The 19059-nt window shown below is 61.5% G+C and carries 17 protein-coding genes and 1 pseudogene; 10 read left to right on the top strand and 8 right to left on the bottom strand.

What is annotated here, in order from left to right; all coding sequences use genetic code 11:
- The first annotated feature begins 42 nt into the window (after positions 1-42).
- From NKF26_RS16715 to NKF26_RS16690, 6 genes are all read left to right on the top strand, one after another.
- Positions 43-1386 carry an MmgE/PrpD family protein gene (locus NKF26_RS16715; RefSeq protein WP_253227715.1) on the top strand — a complete coding sequence of 448 codons (1344 nt, stop codon included), beginning with the start codon at positions 43-45 and terminating at the stop codon, positions 1384-1386.
- Between the two features lie 356 nt (positions 1387-1742).
- On the top strand, positions 1743-2084 hold the full coding sequence (locus NKF26_RS16710; RefSeq protein ID WP_253227714.1) for a hypothetical protein: 342 nt from the start codon (positions 1743-1745) through the stop codon (positions 2082-2084).
- A 158-nt stretch (positions 2085-2242) separates the two neighbouring features.
- Entirely contained in the window at positions 2243-2575 is a 333-nt protein-coding gene (locus tag NKF26_RS16705; protein ID WP_253227713.1) for a hypothetical protein, read from the top strand.
- Positions 2576-2676: 101 nt separating this feature from the next.
- Positions 2677-2862, top strand: coding sequence for a hypothetical protein (locus tag NKF26_RS16700; protein WP_253227712.1), 186 nt, complete (start codon positions 2677-2679; stop codon positions 2860-2862).
- A gap of 166 nt (positions 2863-3028) precedes the next feature.
- Positions 3029-3859: a phosphosulfolactate synthase gene (locus NKF26_RS16695; protein ID WP_253227711.1), complete on the top strand. Its 831-nt coding sequence runs from the start codon at positions 3029-3031 to the stop codon at positions 3857-3859.
- 90 nt (positions 3860-3949) lie between these two features.
- On the top strand, positions 3950-4768 hold the full coding sequence (locus tag NKF26_RS16690; RefSeq protein WP_253227710.1) for an aldo/keto reductase: 819 nt from the start codon (positions 3950-3952) through the stop codon (positions 4766-4768).
- A gap of 3 nt (positions 4769-4771) precedes the next feature.
- Here NKF26_RS16690 and NKF26_RS16685 read toward each other — a convergent pair whose 3' ends face one another.
- The 3 genes from NKF26_RS16685 to NKF26_RS16675 form a co-directional block, all read right to left on the bottom strand.
- On the bottom strand, positions 4772-5707 hold the full coding sequence (locus NKF26_RS16685; RefSeq protein ID WP_253234620.1) for a purine nucleoside permease: 936 nt from the start codon (positions 5705-5707) through the stop codon (positions 4772-4774).
- A gap of 8 nt (positions 5708-5715) precedes the next feature.
- Positions 5716-7293, bottom strand: a complete 1578-nt coding sequence (locus tag NKF26_RS16680) for an acetolactate synthase large subunit (RefSeq protein WP_253227708.1) — start codon at positions 7291-7293, stop codon at positions 5716-5718.
- Between the two features lie 74 nt (positions 7294-7367).
- Positions 7368-7934 carry a hypothetical protein gene (locus NKF26_RS16675; RefSeq protein WP_253227707.1) on the bottom strand — a complete coding sequence of 189 codons (567 nt, stop codon included), beginning with the start codon at positions 7932-7934 and terminating at the stop codon, positions 7368-7370.
- Between the two features lie 332 nt (positions 7935-8266).
- On the opposite strand from NKF26_RS16675, the pseudogene NKF26_RS16670 reads away from it, so the two are divergent.
- Positions 8267-10040, top strand: a pseudogene (locus NKF26_RS16670) (cbb3-type cytochrome c oxidase subunit I).
- The gene (locus NKF26_RS16665; RefSeq protein ID WP_253227706.1) at positions 10040-10252 is read left to right on the top strand and encodes a DUF6684 family protein; all 213 of its coding nucleotides are present in this window, start codon (positions 10040-10042) and stop codon (positions 10250-10252) included. The pseudogene NKF26_RS16670 and the gene NKF26_RS16665 overlap by 1 nt, the downstream one beginning before the upstream one ends.
- Here NKF26_RS16665 and NKF26_RS16660 read toward each other — a convergent pair.
- The 5 genes from NKF26_RS16660 to NKF26_RS16640 form a co-directional block, all read right to left on the bottom strand.
- Positions 10220-11497 (bottom strand): MFS transporter, encoded by a 1278-nt coding sequence (locus tag NKF26_RS16660; protein WP_253227705.1) that lies wholly within the window; start codon positions 11495-11497, stop codon positions 10220-10222. The genes NKF26_RS16665 and NKF26_RS16660 overlap by 33 nt on opposite strands.
- A gap of 59 nt (positions 11498-11556) precedes the next feature.
- Positions 11557-12582 (bottom strand): Gfo/Idh/MocA family protein, encoded by a 1026-nt coding sequence (locus NKF26_RS16655; RefSeq protein ID WP_253227704.1) that lies wholly within the window; start codon positions 12580-12582, stop codon positions 11557-11559.
- Between the two features lie 144 nt (positions 12583-12726).
- The gene (locus NKF26_RS16650) at positions 12727-14349 is read right to left on the bottom strand and encodes a glycosyltransferase family 39 protein (protein ID WP_253227703.1); all 1623 of its coding nucleotides are present in this window, start codon (positions 14347-14349) and stop codon (positions 12727-12729) included.
- Positions 14350-14668: 319 nt separating this feature from the next.
- Positions 14669-15931 carry an ABC transporter permease gene (locus NKF26_RS16645; RefSeq protein WP_253227702.1) on the bottom strand — a complete coding sequence of 421 codons (1263 nt, stop codon included), beginning with the start codon at positions 15929-15931 and terminating at the stop codon, positions 14669-14671.
- A 175-nt stretch (positions 15932-16106) separates the two neighbouring features.
- Positions 16107-16538 (bottom strand): universal stress protein, encoded by a 432-nt coding sequence (locus NKF26_RS16640; protein WP_253227701.1) that lies wholly within the window; start codon positions 16536-16538, stop codon positions 16107-16109.
- A gap of 151 nt (positions 16539-16689) precedes the next feature.
- Here NKF26_RS16640 and NKF26_RS16635 point away from each other — a divergent pair, with 151 nt between their 5' ends.
- The gene (locus tag NKF26_RS16635; protein WP_253227700.1) at positions 16690-18084 is read left to right on the top strand and encodes a cytochrome ubiquinol oxidase subunit I; all 1395 of its coding nucleotides are present in this window, start codon (positions 16690-16692) and stop codon (positions 18082-18084) included.
- The gene (cydB, locus tag NKF26_RS16630) at positions 18077-19039 is read left to right on the top strand and encodes a cytochrome d ubiquinol oxidase subunit II (protein WP_253227699.1); all 963 of its coding nucleotides are present in this window, start codon (positions 18077-18079) and stop codon (positions 19037-19039) included. Before NKF26_RS16635 ends, cydB begins: the two co-directional genes overlap by 8 nt.
- The last annotated feature ends 20 nt before the right edge of the window (positions 19040-19059 follow it).

Raw genomic sequence — 19059 nt, 5'->3', positions numbered from 1 at the left:
CGCCCACTGTATTTTTACCCGTGCCCGTTGCCCACATGACCCATGACGACGACAGCCGAACTGGCGGATTTCGTGGCGGAAACAAGCTACGACGACCTCTCGGCGGACACGGTGGACGAACTCAAAAAACGCGTGCTCGACTCGGTTGGAATCGCCGTGGGTGCGATGGGGGAGGAACCCGTGGAAGCGGTGCGGGCGACCGTCGAGGAGATGAACGATGGGGGAGATTGCACCCTCTGGGGTGGAGGCAATGCGTCCCCACCGGATGCGACCATGCTGAACACCGCGTACGTTCGCTACCTCGATTACATGGATTCGTTTCTCGCGCCCGGCGAGACGCCGCACCCGAGCGACAACATCGCGGCCGCGATCGTTTGCGGTGAGTACGCCGATAGCACCGGCGAGGAACTCATCGCCGCGATAGCCATCGCCTACGAGATACAGGCGGAACTGGCGTGGAACGCGCCGGTTCGGGACCGCGGGTGGGACCACGTCACCCATACCGTCATCTCGGCGACCGCGGGGGCGTCGAAACTGCTCGGCCTGAGTCGGGAGGAAACCCGGTCGGCGATCGGCATCGCCGGGACCGCGCACAACGCCCTCCGGGTAACGCGAACCGAAGGGATCTCGGAGTGGAAGGGACTCGCCTCCGCGAACGCCGCCCGAAACGCCGTCTACTCAGCGATGCTGGCGAAGAACGGCGTGGAGGGGCCGACGAACCTCTTCGAGGGCCAGAAGGGGTGGAAGCACATCGTCTCCGGGGAGTTCGACGTGGATCTGTCGCCGGGCGAGCGCGTCCACGACGTGATGACGAAACGCTACGTCGCCGAGACGTACGCCCAATCCGCCGTGGAGGGGATCATCGAAGTGGCCGAGCAGGAGGACATCGACCCCGAGCACGTCGAGTCGATCCGTCTCGACACGTTCGCGGGTGCGAAGCTCATCATCGGCGGCGGCGAGGGGTCGCGCTACGAAGTCGAGACGAAAGCGCAGGCCGACCACTCCCTGCCGTACATGCTCGCCGCCGCGCTCATCGACCGCGAGATGACCAACGCACAGTACGATCCCGACAGAATTCAGCGGGACGACGTTCAAGAACTGCTTCGAACCGTCGAAGTCGAGGAGGACGAGGCGTTGACCGACCGTTTCGAGGCGGGTGAGATGCCAGCCAATATCGACATCGAGATGGACGATGGCACGACCTACCGGGTCGAGAAGGACGATTTCGCGGGGCATCCGAACAACTCGATGTCGTGGGAACAGGTCGAATCGAAGTTCGACCGGATAGCGAGCGTGTACGACGACGCACGGCGCGAGGAAATCGTGGGCACGGTACGCGGAATGGACGAACACACCGTCGCCGACCTCGTGGAACTGTTGGACTGACAGAGGTAGTCCGGGGTAATATCGTGATTCGTGTGAGGCTACTCGGCGTATATGTTGTGAATGGATAGCATATAACTCGACCGTCAGTTCGACAATACTGACGATTGGCAGACACTACAGATCCGGTCGGCTTGGCTTTATCGGATAAGGTCTCTCGGAGATCTCGGTCTGAAAGGCCTGAATTTTGGCCCTTCAGGCGTCATGTCGCGCTTATTCGATTCGAGAATGGATAGCCGAATGGTACCCGACGAATCGTTCGATAAAACGGTACCAGGGGTTGAAATACAGTTGCGGCGACACGAGAAAGTGGACGACGAACACAGGCAACGTGCCGGTGTCGTCCAAAGGTAGATACAATGAAAAAAGGAATTAGAACGCTGCTCGTGATGGCCGTCGTGGCAAGTGTCTTCGCAGTTGGATTCGCCGGTAACGCGGCTGCATATGGCGGACACCATCACGCAGGTGACTCCCAGCACAGTGCCCAGTGGGCAAGTTCGCACGTAGACCAAGAGCAGTACGTCGCACAGGGTAACGCCAACTCGCAGGAAGACAGCTACGCGATCTCCGCTGCAGTCGGCTGGAACGGTGGCGAAGCCGAATCGGGCAACGCGTACTCGGTTCAGGCGAGCGCCCAGAGCAACGACAACACGCAAGCCGCGTGGTCCGGAGCAGGCAACTGGAACGAACAGGAAAACTAAACTTTCAACGCGGTACTGACCGCAGGGGATACATCCCCAACTGATATCCAACTTGTCAATTTTTCCGGCCGTCGATGTCACGACGTCCAGTAATCGGTGTTGTGCGTCGAGTGGTCGCCAAATAACAAAGCACGATAGATCCGTCATTTCATCCAGCGATGACCATACACGAAGGAATTCCGGCCAACGCGGACGACTCGACTGAGCGCGATGAACGGCGTAGGAGTTCGAGTCGGAGAGTACACATCGCCGCGGTCGTTCTCGTCGTCGTCCTCTCGTCGATGACGAGCGTCGGCGTCCTCTCGGGAGCACCGTCGCCGCAGCACCCCGATTCGGTCGCCACTAGCTGTTCCCCGGACGCCGGAGCGGGCGACCACGTTGCGTGGCACGTCGAACGCTACGGTGCGGGCTGTCACGAAAACGAGTTTACCCGATTTCCGGAAGGTGAACAGATAGACCACATCGGCGACCCGCCGTGGGTGCCGCTGTAACCACCGGGCAATAGCGAACGACACGGAAGATACCAAGCTCCCACGTTTTCCAGCAGCGGACGTGCGAAATCGTTACTACTTGATAGCGGAATCACTGAACGATGAACGTTCAGGACGGTGTGATCGAAGTCGGTATCGCGGTGCTCTCGTTTCTCGTCGTGGGCGTGCTCGTGACGGAACTCCTTCGGGAGCGCATCTGGCCCTCGTTACTGGTCGGGATTCCGACCGGTTTGATCGCCGGTATCGTCGTCTTCGGGATGATACATTACGTCCACACCCGTGACTGAGTTCGGTTCTCGACCGGGTCCAACGAACGCGTGCCGCCCAATTCCTTTTGTAGCTGTTCGTCGTAGCCCGTTCGGGGGTTTCATGACCGACAGGGTATTCGACTTTCTGCAAAGTAACGAGCCACGAATCGCCCCGTAACCGACAACCATAGTTCCACCAATAACCATGCCTATAGAAAATCGAGCGTTCGACTTCCTACATCACAACGACAGACCAGACAAACCGCGTGAGACCGGTATCACCGAGATGCGGGGGCCATACTACGACCCGATGGGACCTCGTGAACTGAAGGACATCCTCGAAACGATGGGGTGGTACATCGACATCTACAAATTCAGCGGTGGATCGTTTGCGCTGATGCCAGAGGACGCCGTCACCGAACTCATCGACATCTGTCACGAACACGACGTCAAGGTCTCGACCGGCGGATTCATCGAGAACGTCCTCGTGCGCGACCACGACAAGGTCGAGGAGTACATCGAGGAAGCGGAGAACCTCGGCTTCGACATCGTCGAGATTTCCAGCGGGTTCCTTGCGACAGGTACCGACGATATGGTTCGGCTCACAGAACTCGTTCAGCAGTACGACATCGAGCCGAAACCCGAGATCAACGTCCAATTCGGTGCGGGCGGTGCCTCCGATCCGGAGGACTTGGAGCGCGGCGGACAGCAGAGTCCCGAGCAAGCCATCGAGGAAGGGAAGCGGCACCTCGAAGCCGGTGCCGAATTACTGATGGTCGAAGCGGAAGGAATCACCGAGGAAGTCACGGAATGGCGCACGGACGTGGCCTTCCAGATCGCCAACGAGTTGGGTATCGAAAACCTGGTGTTCGAAGCACCTGCCCCCGATATGTTCGAGTGGTACATCAAGAACTTCGGCCCGAACGTCAACCTGTTCGTCGACAACTCCCAAGTCGTCGAACTCGAATGCATGCGTTCCGGCCTGTGGGGCAAGTTCGACAGTTGGGGGCGCACCGTCACGTTCGGCACCGATTGAAGCCTCGAAACACGTACGAGGGGGAGCGATCGACCCGAACCCCACCAGTCCGCCAGTCGATATTTACCGTTGTCCGTCCACCAACAGCACATGGAGTACGAGACGATGGGCGGCGAGGAGATTCCGAAGATAGGCCTCGGAACGTGGCGGATGGAAGGTTCGACGTGCCGCGATGCGGTCTCGACGGCGCTCGACCTCGGCTACCGACACATCGACACCGCACAGGCCTACGGCAACGAACGGGAGGTCGGGCAGGCCATCGAACACTCGGACGTTGACCGTGACGAGATCTTCCTGACGACGAAGGTGTGGCCGATGAACCGCAAACGGGCCGATATCGTGAACTCCGTCAACGAGAGTCTGACGAAACTCGGTACCGAATACGTCGATCTGCTGCTCATCCACTGGCCGAACCCGCTCGCCTCGACGGGAGAGGTGATGCGAACGCTGTCGGACCTCCAGAGCGACGGATTGGCGCGGCACATCGGCGTGAGCAACTTCGACGCGGAGCAACTGGAAACAGCGCGGGAGAAAGCGACGGTGGACGTGTTCACCGACCAAGTCCAGTTCCACCCCTTCAACCCGCAGGAAGAGCTACTGGAATACTGCCAGGAAAACGACGTGCTATTGACGGCCTACAGTCCGCTCGCACACGGCGGAGCCATGCACGATCACGTGCTCACCGAACTCGGGAACAAGTACAACAAGACGCCCGCACAGGTCGCGCTTCGATGGGTGACACAACAGGAGAAGGTCATCACGATTCCGAAATCCACGAGCGAGGAACACCTGGAACAGAATCTCGACATCTTCGACTTCGAGTTGACCGAAACGGAGATGGCAATTGTGGCTCGCCCATCCCGCCTTCAGACCGGACTCTCGATGGTTCGCGGTCGGTTGGGACGGTAAGTTCTATCCGTCGAACTCCGCACCATCGGCGCGAAGTTCGTCCACGATGGCCGCTCCGACGCTGACGACGTTGTCCAGCGTGGCGTCGAACGTTTCCTTCTCCACGCCGTCGTGGAGGCTCTCCCGAATCGACTGACCGTCGTACGGCCGGTCGAAGTTGACGACGCCGCGGACGCTCAGATATCTGTCCAGCAACCCGAATCGGTCGAGGGCGGTCGCGGTTCCCATCTCCTCCATCTCCGTCGTCGCGTAGGTTCCCGCGTCGTACTCGTCCACGAGCCACTGGGCCTGCTCGGCGACCGTTTCGCCGTGCCAGAACTCGTCGCTACAGAGCGTCGTTCCGACGGCCACACTTGGGTCCGCCCGCGCGGCGTCTTGCGAGTAGTGATCCCGGTACGCGTTCGAAGCCCCCGAATCGCGTAGCTCGACCGATTTCCCCGCTTCGAGGGCCATCGCCACGAGTTCGTCGTTCAGGTGATAGACGTAATCGTGCGGTCGATATGAGAACAGTTCGAGGGGATGGTTCCGCTCTGCTTCCGTTTCGCCGTCGCGGGCCGCCCAGCGATGCTTCTTGTCCCAATCGACGATGGCGTCGGTGACGAACACCGACCCGAGCGTTCCCACGTCCGGCGGCGTCCCCGCGACGCCAACCGTAACGAAGTACGCCGAGGAGCAATCGAATTTCCGCGAAGCGAGGATGGCGGTCACGGTCGCCGCCGCTTCGGGTTTCCCCATCCCGGTGGACGTGATTCCGATCCCGTCGTCGGTGTAGTAAATCGGCATGTTCGCGCCGGGAACCGATGCAGAGTTCTCGAACTCGTACGTCGAGAGCCACCGTTCGAACTCGTCGGGGAGGTCTTTTTTCATCTCGAAATCGTCCGCCGCGAAGGCGGGCAACAGGAGTACGTCGAGCGAAATCGTCTCCGTCGTATCCGTCATACGCGAACTCACTCCACCGGAATCTCGACCAGCGTCATGCCGTCGCTCTCGACGGCCTCAGTCAGCGCTTCCTCGATCTCGTCCCACGTTTCGGCACGGACGCCGTCGATACCGAAACTCTCGGCGAACTTCACGAAGTCGGGATTCGTCAGTCCGGTGCCGAAGTGTTCGCCGAACTCCTCCTCCTGTTCCTCGGTGATGAGTTTGTACTCGTCGTCGTTGAAGACGATGATGGTGTAATCGCAGTCGAGGCGGGTCGCCGTGTCGATCTCCGCGCCGTTCATCAGGAATCCGCCGTCGCCCGTGGCGACGACGACCTCGGAATCGAGCGCGAGGTCCGCCGCGAGGCCGCCCGGGACGCCGATACCCATGCTGGCGAGGCCGTTCGAGACGAGGACCGTGTTCGGTTCGTAGGTCGGGAAATCCTGAGCGATCGCCATCTTGTGACTGCCGACGTCGGAGACGAGCACGTCGTCGTCCGCCATCGCCTCGCGGAGGACGGGGAGGACGTTTCGTACCGAGAGGGGGTCGTCGGCGTCGGGCCACCGCGTCGTCTGTTCCACGAGCGCTTCGCGCTGCTCACGGTACCATCCGGCGGGACAGGCGACGTCGAGTCGGTCCCGAAGCGCGTCGAGTCCGGCGGAGATGTCACAGACCAGTTCGACGTTCGGGTTGTAATGTTCGTACACCTCGGCGGGTTCCGAATCGAGGTGAACGACGTCCTTGTTGCGGTCGGGATTCCAACTCTCCGGGTCGTGTTCGGCGATGTCGTAGCCGAGCGTGAGCACGCAGTCGGCCTCCCGAATGGCGTCCTCGGCTTCGCCGTTTTCGCCCGAGTCGAGCGTGAACAGCGAGTGGTCGTCGGCGTCGGAGAGCGCCCCTTTTCCCATGTACGTCGCAGCGACGGGGACGGCCGTTTCCGAGACGAACTCCCGAAGGCTTTCGGCGGCCTGTTCCCGAACCGCGCCGTTACCCGCGATGACGAGCGGTCGGTCGGCGTCCTGGAGCAGTTCGACGGCGTACTCGACGGACTGTTCGTCGGGGTCGGAACGGCGGACCGGACGACGGGTGGCGAGCGGTTCCGCGTCCGTCTCCTCGGCCGCGACGTCCTCCGGGAATTCGAGGTGCGTCGCGCCGGGTTTCTCGTATTGGGCGAGTTTGAACGCCTTTCGCACCGATTCGTTGATGATTTCCGGATCGCTCAGTTGGGTGTTCCACTTGGTCACCGACCGAAACGTGTGGATCACGTCGATGAGTTGGTGGCTCTCCTTGTGGAGTCGCTCCAGTCCCGCCTGCCCGGTGATGGCGACGACGGGACTCTTATCGAGGTGGGCGTCTGCAACCCCCGTCAGGAGGTTCGTCGCGCCCGGGCCGAGCGTCGAGAGACAGACGCCCGCTTTCCCGGTCACGCGCCCGTGTACGTCGGCCATGAAGGCCGCGCCCTGTTCGTGCCGTACCGGGATGAACTCGATGTCGGAATCGCGGATGGAAAAGAGCACGTCGCCGAGTTCCTCGCCCGGCAGGCCGAAGACGTACTCGACTCCCTCCGCTTCCAGACACTCCACGAGTAAATCGGATGCCTTCATCGGTCGAAATAGGACGACCGAGGATTAGTGCCTGTTGGCAGTTCCGCGATTAGCGCTCCTTGGTAGTTCCGCGATTAGTTCCCCTTGGTAGTTCCGCAGTTGCACGGCGCGACGCTATCGATGGCGAGCAGGCGACAACCGCTGCCCGTTTCGGCTTCGAGGAGCAGGTTGCAGTCGTCGTGGCGCAGTTCGAGGGCACAACTGTTGAACCGCACCACCGTATCGTTATCCCCGTCGTTATCGACGTCCTTGGCCGTCAGGTGACACGGACTCGCCGCCCGACCGTCGGTTTCCGCGAGGAGTCCTTCGATATCGGAACAGGAGACCTGCTTCCATCGAGGATTACGGTACTTCTGGCAGGTCGGCGTGTCGAACGTTACTCGCGTCGAGGACGGCCGCAACCGGATGCTCTCGGGTTTCACGTTCGGCCACCCGATGTAGACGGTGAACACCTCGTTTTTCCTCGCGTCGATCCTGTTCGGACAGCAACCGGGTTTCACGTCCATCCAACAGGTCTTACAACACTCGGTCGCGCTCGCCGCACCGATGGCCGACGAACTCCCAAAAGCGGTGCCCGCGACGGTGAGGCCGCTTCGTTTGAGGACGCTTCGCCGGGTCCAGGTGTGTCGTTTCGGTTCCATGTGAGTCGGGGGAGAATGGGTATGCGATATGTTACCTTTTTTGACCGTCTCGAAGAGAGGTCTTTCGTCGGATATGCTTCCGCGTTGGTCCACGAACCGGTCGATCGACAAAATGAATAGGAGACCGGTGACGGAGATTCTCTCCCCCGACCCGTAAAAGCGAGGCGGTAGAGCGAAACCTCCCGTTCCGGTAATCCCCTTTCCGACGACCCTTCTTTTCGCGTGACTGTTCACGTCGAACACAATTCAGGTCATAGATGGGACTCGAGTCGCCCCGGAATAAATGACAAACCACCGAAACGAATTACTCCTTTCCGACCGACTGTTTGACGATGGCAGCGTTCAGCACATCATTAGCGCTCACCATTCTGATGGGTGTGTTCCTCATCGCGGTCTTCTACTTCATCCTCCAAGTGGAAGATTGGCGGTCGTACACACCCACTGGAGGGGGGGGTGAGGCAAGGCGGCGAGCAACGAACCGGTTACGAACAGAAGCCATCGGGGGTACTGCGCTGGCTGACGACCGTCGATCACAAGGATATCGGAATCCTGTACGGCGTGCTCGGGATGATCTCGTTCGCGTGGGCGGGCGTCGGCGTCATGTTGATGCGGGTCGAACTCCTGAAGCCGGAATCGTGGATCCTCTCGGCCACGGAGTACAACGCCCTGATGACGACGCACGGGCTTACCATGCTGTTCCTGTTCGCCACCCCGATGATATTCGCGTTCGGGAACTACTTCGTCCCGCTACTCATCGGCGCGGACGACATGGCGTTCCCGCGACTGAACGCCATCGCGTTCTGGATGCTTCCGGCGGGCGCGGCCCTCATCTGGGTCGGCTTCCCGCTCGGCGCGCTCGGGACAGGAATCCAACCGTCCCAGACGAGTTGGACGATGTACACGCCGCTTTCCGTACAACAACCGAGTCCGGCGACCGACCTGATGCTCCTCGGATTACACCTCTCCGGCATCAGCACCACGATGGGTGCGATAAATTTCATCGCCACCATCTTCACCGAGCGCGGCCCGAACATCGGCTGGGAGAACCTCGATCTGTTCTCGTGGACGGTGCTCACGCAGGCGGGTCTCGTCCTCTTCGCATTCCCGATGCTCGGGAGCGCCATCATCATGATACTGCTCGACCGAAACTTCGGGACGGCGTTTTACGCTCCAACCGGCGGTGGCGGACCGATTCTGTGGCAACACCTCTTCTGGTTCTTCGGCCATCCGGAGGTGTACATCATCGTCCTGCCGCCGATGGGACTCGTGAGCCTCATCTTACCACGGTTCGCGGGTCGGAAGCTATTCGGGTTCAAGTTCGTCGTCTACTCGACGCTGGCCATCGGCGTGCTCTCGTTCGGCGTCTGGGCCCACCACATGTTCGCTACTGGTATCGACCCACGACTCCGACTCAGTTTCATGGCCGTTTCGTTGGCCATCGCGGTGCCGAGCGCCGTCAAGACGTTCAACTGGATCACGACGATGTGGAACGGGAACCTCCGATTGACCGCGCCGATGCTGTTCATGATCGGGTTCGTGCAGAACTTCATCATCGGCGGCGTCACCGGCGTCTTCCTCGCCGCGATTCCCGTCGATCTGATACTCACCGACACCTACTACGTCGTCGGTCACTTCCACTTCCTCGTGATGGGGGCCATCGCCGTCGCCCTCTTTGGAGCGGTGTACTACTGGTTCCCCCTCATCACGGGACGGATGTACAACAAGTCGCTCGCTCACTGGCACTTCTGGCTGACGATGGTCGGTTCGAACGTGACGTTCTTCGCCATGTTGTTCCTCGGTTACGGTGGGATGCCGCGCCGGTACGCGACCTACCTTCCACAATTCACGACGTGGAACGAGGTCGCAACCGTCGGGGCATTTATCCTCGCCATCGGTCAGGTCATCTTCGTCTGGAACATCGCCCAGTCGTGGCTCGACGGGGCGAAAGTCACGACCGGCGACCCGTGGCAGTTGGAAGCCGAAGGGATGCTCTCGCCCGAATGGGTGTGGTTCGAGAAGAAGCAGGAAACCGCCCTCGCGGCGGACGGTGGCGATGACGGCGGGCGAACCGATGGCGGATCGGACAGCACGGGTGGTGAGAACTGATGTCCTACTCACCGTTCGACCGTGAAACCCTCCTCGACATCGTGGTGAACATCGTTCCCCTCGTCATCCTCGGGTTTTTCTTCCTCCTCTTTTTCTTCAATACGCCGTACCCGCGGAACCTACTCTACCAGTATCTGAGTCTCATCCTGGTAATCGTCCCGTTCGCCCTGCTCGCACTGCTAACGTGGGTCGCCGCCCGTTACGTCGGATAACGGCGACGTCACGCGGCGCTCGACCATCGCGGTCACACCGGCCAAGAGCGCCCCACCTGCCATCGTGACCGCGAGGAGACCGAACGCCACCCCGAACCCGGTAGCGTCAGAAAGCACCCCGACGACCGCGGGGGCCAGCGCACCGACACCCATCAGGATAGTTCGGGCGATGCCGAGTCCGCCACCGGCCACGTCCTCGGGAATCGACGCCGCGAGGTACGCCCCCCTGATCGGACGAAATCCGTGGCTACCGAGTCCGAGCGCGACGACGATAGCGCCGAAGACGAATGCGCTCGCGTTGCCGACCACCGACAGTGCCCCCAGTGCGCCCGCGGCGACGGCGAGGACGGCCATCGCCAACGGAAGCCGTCCGATCCGGTCCGAGAGGTCGCCGGTAAGGATCTGAACGAGACTCACGGCGAACAACAGGCTGTAGACCAGCGATGCCGTCGAATCCGAGAGCCCGTGCGTGGTGAGATACAGCGGGAGAAACGCGACGACGCCGTTGTACGCGAAGCTGAAGCAAACCGTCACGCCGACGAACAGCGTGAACCGGCGGCTTCGAAACAGTGCGAGGTAGCGCCGCGGTTCGAACGACCCCGTCGATTCCCCGCCATCGGTCGCGCTCGCCGCGTCCGCCGAATCGGCGGCGTCCGCGGTTCCCGTCCGGCGCGGAACGTACACGACGACGCCAACCGCGAGCAGGAGACCCATCACCGCCCCGACGAGGAAGAGCGCGTGCCAGTTTCCCATCCCGGTGACGAACAGTACCGCCGTTGGTGCCGCCACGCCGCCGAAGGCACCGAGCGTGTCGAACAGGCCGAGCGCGCGGCCGGTTCGCTCCGAATAGACGCGCGAGAGCAACCGGATTGCGACGGTCTTGTGGACGCCCGTCCCGAGGCCGACGAGGAGCATGCCGACGATGAGGACGACGAGCGGAATGTGAAATCCGAGCACCAGCGCTCCGGCGGCCGCGAGCACGGCCCCGGCGGCAATGACCTGAACGGCCCCGAATCGGTCCGCGAGAACGCCGCTGGGGAACTGCATGAGCGAGTAGCCCAACATCGTCGCGGTGAACACCCCGCCCAGAAACGCGTTCGAGACGCCGAACTCCGTCCGGAAGGTGGGAAACAGCGCCGGAAACGAAAAGCGGAGGAACTTCGCCAGAAACCAGATTCCGGCCGTCAACAACAGCGTATCGTACTCCGACACGCTCGAAAGCCGATTCCACGCTCGGTTCGTCATTGTCGAGTGTCGTCACTCGAAGGAGAAAAAACGGATGAAAGCGGCGAGGTAAACGACCGTCAGTCGAGGTCTATCGACACGCGCTCGCCGCTCCGGGCCGACTCGTAGGCCGCTTCGGTGAGCGCGGTTACGGCGTACGCGTCCCGTGCGGTCGCTGGCGGCGTCGCTCCGCTCTCGATGCAGTCGATGAAGACGGCCGCCTTCTCGTCGCTCAACTTGTGGTCGATGTACGGGACGATGTCCGTGCTGTCGGCACGGATTTCGGTCAACTGCCGGGGTTCCCACTGTCGTCCTTCGAGGTAGACGGCACCGTCGTCGTCCCAGATGTGGATGTGCTCGCGGACGCACGGCGCGTCGCTAAACACCGAAATACTCGCCGAGGCACCGTTCTCGAACTCGACGGTTAGCTGAGCACACTCGTCCACCCGGTCCTCGTCGTCGGCGAAGGTCATGTTCGCCTGGACGGAGGTGGGCGTCAGGCCCGTCGTCCAGAGGACAGCGTCGACGAGGTGGCTTCCCGTATCGTAGAGGTTTCCCCCGCCCGAGAGGTCGGGGTCGGTTCGCCACGCGTCCTCGAACCGGGAGATCCAGTTCTGCGTGATTTCCGCGGTGATGAAGTTCGGCGACAGATCGGTTTCGGCCCATCGCTCGCGCGCCTTGACGAACGCCTCGTTCAGGTGCCGCTGGTAGCCGACCATCAGCACTTGATCCTCGGCCGCCTCGCTCCGCTGAACGACTTCGCGGGCCTTCTCGCGGTCGGTCGTGAGCGGCTTGTCACAGAGGACGTGAAGCCCCTGGTCCAGCGCGTCCATGATCTGTTCGTAGTGGAAGACGTGCGGCGTCCCGATGAGCACCGCGTCCAGTTCCTCCTCGTCGAGCATCGCCTCGTGGCTTTCGTAGCGCGCGCCTTGGCCGACGTAGAGGGCGTTTCCTGCTTCCTCCCGCGCCGCCTCGCTCACGTCCGCGATGGCGACGACGGTCGAACGTGGATCCTCCTCGAACGCACGGCCGACGGTCGTTCCGATGAATCCGCCGCCGATGACGCCGACGCGTACCTTCTCCGACTGTGGTGAATGTCCTGACATAATTTACTCCGTTTTGAAGAAATCTGTACGACCCGTGGATAGGAAGGGTCATGACTTATCTTTCATGGCAGTTTGAGCGACAGATTTCCCGCCGGTGTTCACAGCCACGATAGAAAATTCGCGTCGAAACGGAATCCCACGTTCTCACACCGGCATCGGTCCGCTCGGTCCGGGACCCGACGGATACCAGCCGTCAGCCATCTCGTAGATGGCGACGCCGTCGTTCTCGAACACGAGATGATACTGCGGCGACGACTGCATCGTTGACAGCATCATCGACGGTTGGGTGTGTCGCATGCCGCGAATCGTGTACGTTCCCTTCGGCACGTAGATGTACTGCGGGTGAACGTCCATCCGCATCAGTTTGCTCGTCAGCGCCGCGGCGGTGTGGCTCCGGGATAACGTCCGGAAGTGATGTAACTGATAGCGATACTGCTGATGGCCCTTCCACTCGACGCCCCACGGCCCGACGGCGATGGTCCTGTGTGTCTGCTGTGGGAACCACTCCGCCGCGTCGCCGAGGACCACGAACTGCGCCGACGGGTCGGTGTTCGTGCTGGCCCACGACATCGCCTCCACGTCGTTGTTATCGACGAACCCCGGCAGCGACGGACTGCCAGCGTGAGCGTTCAGTCCGCCCGTCGCGTACAACATCCCGCCGCTGAGGCCGATGGTGGCGAGCAACACGACCGAGAAGGTGACGATTTCGTTCCGACCGACGGACGCCGATTTCCGGATCCATCGAAGGATGCCCTCGAAGATAAACCGGGCGCTGATGAGCGCCCCGATGAGGAAGACGAATCGAGCCTCGTCCATCGTCGCCATGATGACGACCAGCCACGCGGGGAGGAAGTACTCCTTCCGCCAGACGAGCCAGAGACACCCGACGACGGGGAGCAAGTGCCACACCGAGAGGAACGGTGGCTCGTGTATCTGCTGCCTGAGGAGCGCGTACAACGCAGGAACCGCACCGCCGAGGCCGCCGTGGGTTCCGGCCGCGCCGCTGAAGACGGACGAACCGTGCATGGCGATGACCGACAACCACCACGGTGCCGTGAGGACGAGGCCGCCGAGACCGACGATCAAGCCGTACCCCATCCCGCGAAGCGACCTGTCGAACCGCACGTAGAGCAGGAGAAAACTGATGACGAAGAAGATGGTGTACATCGGGTGAGTGAGCACGGTGAGCGTGAACGCGATCAATGCGGGCGCGAGCCATCGTTCATCCCCGTCACGGAAGAGGTGTAATCCGGCATATATTCCCACCAGCGAGAACAGCATCGCCGGGGCTCGAACGATGCCACCGGACGAGATGTGCCACTGGAGTACTGGCGGGCTGACGGCGACGATGAGCGTCGCGAGCGACGCTTGCGGGCGCGAACCGAACAGGTCTCGCGCAAGGAAGTAGAGCGGGACGAGATAAGCGACCGAAACCAATCCGGGGAGAAACCGTGCGATGGTGAACGCATCCAGATGCGTCACGTTCTGGAGCAGAGCCACCACGTAGAACATGAACGGCGGGTACGCGAACGGGACGCCAGCGGGGGTGTAATTCGGAATCGTCTTCGGCAGAACGTAGCCGTTGGTCTGTATTTGTTCGGCGATGTGAAAGTACAGTCCGGCACCGAACGACCCGTACGGATGTGTCCCGATGTAGAAATACAGCACACAGACACCGGCTAAAAGCGCGGGAATGAGCCATGGCAACTCGTAGCTCAACCCTCGCGATTCCTGCGTCGTTTTCGAATCCGTCTGATGACTAGCCATAGTGTGTAGTGGGGAGCGACCGCTCCGAAGCGGAGGAGCGGCCGGGTTCTCGTTCGGAGAAAACTATCGCAGGATTCACTCTTTGTTATCCAGTGGCTATCCGTGAGATAGCAAGCAATACCTACGATGAAGGGAAGGTAGGTACGGGTTCCGTACTGGGTAACGCGCTGTTGTGAGGCGACCGATTTTCCGAACGAACGGCAAAAAAACAGTTCGCTCCGTCGCGGTCGTTTTTGGAACTGCTGAAACAGTTCACGTGAACGGTTTGAGCGACCAAGGCCGCCCAAACATCTTCTCCCAGCGATCCAACACACCCGTCTCACTCGTAGCGGAGCGCGTCGATGGGGTTCGTGTGGGACGCGTCCCACGCCGGATAGATTCCCGCGACGATGCCGACGAAGACGCCGACCACCACCGCGATTCCGAACCACTCCACCCGGAAGGTGAGCGGAAGTCCGATGAGTTGTGCGGCGACGTAGCCGCCCAGGTACCCGACGAGCGCACCCAACGCGGACCCGAACATGCCGAGGAGTATCGCCTCGAACAGGAACAACTGGAGGACGTCGGCGCTCTGTGCGCCGACGGCTTTCATGATCCCGATTTCGCGGGTCCGCTCGGTCACGCTCACCAGCATGATGTTCGCGATGCCGATGGCACCGACGATGAGCGAGATCAGGGCGATGCCGGAGATGTACGCCGTGAACGTGTCGCTAACCCGTTTGACCTGATTGACGAGTTCCTCCTGTGTCGTCACCTTGAACTTGTAATTCTGCGATTTCAGTTTTCGTGCGTCCGAGTGCTCCCCGAGGTACGTGTAGACGCGGCCCTGGACCGCATCCACGCGGGCGGGGTCGTTCGAGAGCACGAGGATGCGACCGTACACCCGCTGCGTGCTGTTCGTTGCCGGACTGTTCACCGTTCGCTGATAGAAGGGATCGGTCGGCGCGAAAATCCGCGGTGTCGGGCCGCTGCTGATACCCAACGTGCTTTCGCCCGAGGCCTTCACGACTCCCGTCACCGTCGCGTTTATCTGTTGACCGGTAGCCGCACGGGTAACGGTGATCTTGTCCCCGACGGAGACGTTGCCGTCACCGAACATTCGCGTGGCCGGTTCGTTCAGGACGACTTCACGTTTCCCGCTCCGGAACGACTTCCCGGCGACAAACTGCTGGTCCTTCACGCTGAAGTACGACGGTGACGTGACGACCACCCACTGACGGCCGACGCTCGTCCCGTTGAACGCTACCGTCGAAGCAGCCATACCACTCTCCGGAACGGCGGCTTGCACGCCGTCGAGCGACCGGATGCCATCGACATCGTGCTGAGTAAAGATCGTCTGTCCGCCAGTGCCCCCGAAGTTGGGGATGCCGTTCTGACTCGGCGACTGTGCCGAAACGTACATCGTCGCCGCGTTTCCGCCCGCGACGGTGTTGACGATATCCGCCTGTAAACTCGCGCCGAGCGTGACGAACGTGATGACCGCCGCCACGCCGATGATGACGCCGAGCGTCGTCAGCGTCGAGCGGAGTTTGTGTTCGCGGATGTTCCGCCAGCTGATTCGAATGCTTTCGAGAACGTTCATCCGCCCGTGTCCGTTCTCGGCGTGTCAATTCGCGTGTCTCTCATTTTCTCGTACACCCGAAACCGTCTACGGCGTCATCCGACAAAAGTCTATGACGATAAATCCCGTCTTAACGGCCTGAAACGCAAGATTATACCGGATCCGGGGTCGTGACTTCCCGACTTATTCTCCCCGTTCACCCATATCCGTTCATTCTGACCGTCAGCACGGGTATCTTCGAGAGGCGAACGACCTTCGCGGTGACGCTCCCGAGGAGATATCGGTCGAGTCCCTTGCGCCCGTGCGTTCCCATCACGATACAGTCGATGTCGTGTTCGTCGACGTAGTCGAGGATGATCTTGTACGGGGTTCCGTGCTCTATCATCGTTTCCACGTCGATTCCCGCCTCGTTCGCCGCTGCTTCGACCTCCGCCACCGCTTCCGCACACTCCGATTCGAGTTCGTCGTAAAGGATGTCGGCACGAACGTCCGTCGGGACGATGGTCTTATCGACGACCGACAGGACGTGAATGCTCGCGCCGCACATGTCAGCGAGTTCGAGTGCTTGCTCGATGGCCCGCTCGGTGGACGGCGTTCCATCCGTGGGCAGTAAAATCCGTTCGTACATCCGGATAACACACGCCACCGAGACTCAAAGCTGTACTGGTGGGACTTGTTATGGGCCGAACATTTATGATTCCCAGTAACTGATTATCGTGGGACGAGAATCAGCCGTGTTCTAAAACCGATACTACACGAAGTTCGAAACAGGAGGTATCATGCTCGATCCGACGACCGCAAGCCGACTTCAATTCGCACTGACGACAATCGTACACATCATATTCCCCGTGATGAGCATGGGGCTCGCTCCGTTCCTCGTCTACTTCACGTGGAAGGAGGTACGGACGGGAGAAGCAATCTACGAACAACTCCGACGGTTTTGGGTACGAATATTCGCCGTCAGCTTCGTCGTTGGGACCGTCACCGGACTCGTTCTCGAGTTCGAGTTCGGGACCAACTTCGCGATGTTCGCCGCGGCGGCGGGCGACCTGTTCGGCGGGCCGTTGGCCGTCGAAGGGATGATGGCTTTCTTCCTCGAAGCGACGTTCCTCGGGATTTTCGTCTTCGGCCGGGAACGCGTTTCGGACCGTCTGTATCTGCTTTCCTCCATTCTGGTCGGACTCGGCACGTGGCTTTCGGCGGTGTGGATTCTGGTCGCCAACTCGTGGATGCAGACGCCACGCGGGTACTCGGTGGCGATGAAGGACGGACACCCAGTTATCACGCTCGTAGACCCGATCGCCGCGTACGCCAATCCGCGATTCCCGTGGATGTTCGTTCACATGCAGAACGCGGCCGTCCTCTCGGTCGCGCTGTTCATGGCCGGTGTCGCGGCGTACTACATCCGAAGCGGACGGGCCAACGACGAGCGATTCTGGCGTGCGACGCTCAAGATCGCGCTCGTCGCCATGCTGATCACCGCACCGTTGCAGGTCATTCACGGCGACGCGTACGCCCGCCACGTCGCGATCACGCAACCACAGAAGTTCGCCGCGATGGAGGCGGTGTGGGAAACCGCGTCGTACGTTCCGGAGTACATCGTCGCCTTCCCGACGTCGCTCAGCGACATCCTCAACCCACGGGCGAAGGACATCTTCGGCATCGGTATCCCCGGTGGGGCATCGTGGCTCGTGAGCGGCGGCAACTCACAGGCTCAAATCACGGGACTCAACCAGTTCCAAGGGTCTCCGCCGGTCGCCATCGTCTTCTGGTCGTTCCGCCTGATGGTCGGGTTGGGCTTCTGGTTCATCGCCCTCGCACTGTGGGGCGGGTTCCGCTGGCGGGCGGGCGAACTGTTCGAGGATAACCGCTTCCTCCGTGCACTCATCTGGTCGTCCCTGCTCGGATTCTTCGCGGTCGAGGTCGGGTGGATCGTCACCGAAGTCGGCCGTCAACCGTGGGTCGTGCAGGGCGTGATGAAGACGAGCGCTGGCGTCTCGTCCGGACTCACCGGCGGGGAAGCGACGCTGACGCTTCTCGGCTTCGTCGGCGCGTACTCGGCGCTCCTCGTCGTGTACGGATACGTCGTCCGCCGTATCATCCGGGGCGGGGCACCCGAGGTGCAACGGACACACCGCGAGACGCCCGGTCAGGAGGTGGCCGTGGATGATTGATCTCGCCAACCTCTGGTTCGCGCTCGTGTTCGTGCTCCTCGGGACGTTCCTGTTCCTTGACGGGTTCGACTTCGGCGTCGGCATGTTGTTCGCCACCCTCGACGACGAGGAGGAACGCGAGACGCTGCTGGCCGCCATCGGACCGGTTTGGGACGGTAACGAAGTATGGCTCGTCGTGTTCGGCGGGGCGCTCTTCGCCGTTTTCCCGGCCGCGTACGCCGGACTGTTCAGCCGCTACTACCTCCTGATGTTCGCCATCCTCGCGGCACTCATCCTCCGGGGAATCGCACCGGAGTTGTACGAACAGCGTTCGGACGACCGCTGGCACCGATGGTGGGGACGGGCATTCGTCGTCGGAAGTACGACGGCACCGTTCTTCCTCGGCATGTTCGCGGCCAACTGGGTGCTCGGTGCTTCGGGAATCGTCTCCATCGCTGCACTCGCCTTCGGACTGACGCTCGTCGCGCTCACGCTCGTCGAGGGGTCCGCGTACCTCGGCCTGAAGACGCGGGGCGGGTTGCGCTCCGAGATGATGCGATACGGTCGCCGTCTCTCGTTCGTGTACCTCGCGCTCGTCGTCGTTGTCATCGGCTACCTGGCATTGACACGACCGGACCTGCGTGATGCGCTCGTATCGCCGATATCGATCGTCAGCGTCGTCGTCTCCGTCCTGCTGGTCGGCGGGTTCGTCGTCGCCACGAGAGCGGAGCGGTTCCGGGCTGGATTCGTCGCCGCCGCCGGTCTCCCGTACGCGCTGGTCGCGTTCGTCGCCAACCTCCTGTATCCAGCCATCGACCCGGCCGCCGGGTTGACCGTGCAGGAAGGCGTCGTTTCGAGCCTGCCGCTCACGATGCTGACCGTCGCCGCCGCGTTCATCCTGCCGATAGTGGTGGTGTATTTCGCCGTCGTCTACTCCGTCTTCCGCGGCCCCGCCGAGCCCTCGGAGACGTACTGAGACAGAGCCGGTTCGGTAGG

Source organism: Haladaptatus sp. AB618, from assembly GCF_024136965.1.
Classification (GTDB): Archaea; Halobacteriota; Halobacteria; order Halobacteriales; family Haladaptataceae; genus Haladaptatus.
Note: the sequence above shows the minus strand (reverse complement) of the source record. Positions and strands in the feature narration are given on the sequence as shown.

Coding starts and splice junctions, on each gene's coding strand:
- NKF26_RS16715 (WP_253227715.1), top strand. CDS start 43: ATGACGACGACAGCCGAACTGGCGGATTTCGTGGCGGAAACAAGCTAC.
- NKF26_RS16710 (WP_253227714.1), top strand. CDS start 1,743: ATGAAAAAAGGAATTAGAACGCTGCTCGTGATGGCCGTCGTGGCAAGT.
- NKF26_RS16705 (WP_253227713.1), top strand. CDS start 2,243: ATGACCATACACGAAGGAATTCCGGCCAACGCGGACGACTCGACTGAG.
- NKF26_RS16700 (WP_253227712.1), top strand. CDS start 2,677: ATGAACGTTCAGGACGGTGTGATCGAAGTCGGTATCGCGGTGCTCTCG.
- NKF26_RS16695 (WP_253227711.1), top strand. CDS start 3,029: ATGCCTATAGAAAATCGAGCGTTCGACTTCCTACATCACAACGACAGA.
- NKF26_RS16690 (WP_253227710.1), top strand. CDS start 3,950: ATGGAGTACGAGACGATGGGCGGCGAGGAGATTCCGAAGATAGGCCTC.
- NKF26_RS16685 (WP_253234620.1), bottom strand. CDS start 5,707: ATGACGGATACGACGGAGACGATTTCGCTCGACGTACTCCTGTTGCCC.
- NKF26_RS16680 (WP_253227708.1), bottom strand. CDS start 7,293: ATGAAGGCATCCGATTTACTCGTGGAGTGTCTGGAAGCGGAGGGAGTC.
- NKF26_RS16675 (WP_253227707.1), bottom strand. CDS start 7,934: ATGGAACCGAAACGACACACCTGGACCCGGCGAAGCGTCCTCAAACGA.
- NKF26_RS16665 (WP_253227706.1), top strand. CDS start 10,040: ATGTCCTACTCACCGTTCGACCGTGAAACCCTCCTCGACATCGTGGTG.
- NKF26_RS16660 (WP_253227705.1), bottom strand. CDS start 11,497: ATGACGAACCGAGCGTGGAATCGGCTTTCGAGCGTGTCGGAGTACGAT.
- NKF26_RS16655 (WP_253227704.1), bottom strand. CDS start 12,582: ATGTCAGGACATTCACCACAGTCGGAGAAGGTACGCGTCGGCGTCATC.
- NKF26_RS16650 (WP_253227703.1), bottom strand. CDS start 14,349: ATGGCTAGTCATCAGACGGATTCGAAAACGACGCAGGAATCGCGAGGG.
- NKF26_RS16645 (WP_253227702.1), bottom strand. CDS start 15,931: ATGAACGTTCTCGAAAGCATTCGAATCAGCTGGCGGAACATCCGCGAA.
- NKF26_RS16640 (WP_253227701.1), bottom strand. CDS start 16,538: ATGTACGAACGGATTTTACTGCCCACGGATGGAACGCCGTCCACCGAG.
- NKF26_RS16635 (WP_253227700.1), top strand. CDS start 16,690: ATGCTCGATCCGACGACCGCAAGCCGACTTCAATTCGCACTGACGACA.
- cydB (WP_253227699.1), top strand. CDS start 18,077: ATGATTGATCTCGCCAACCTCTGGTTCGCGCTCGTGTTCGTGCTCCTC.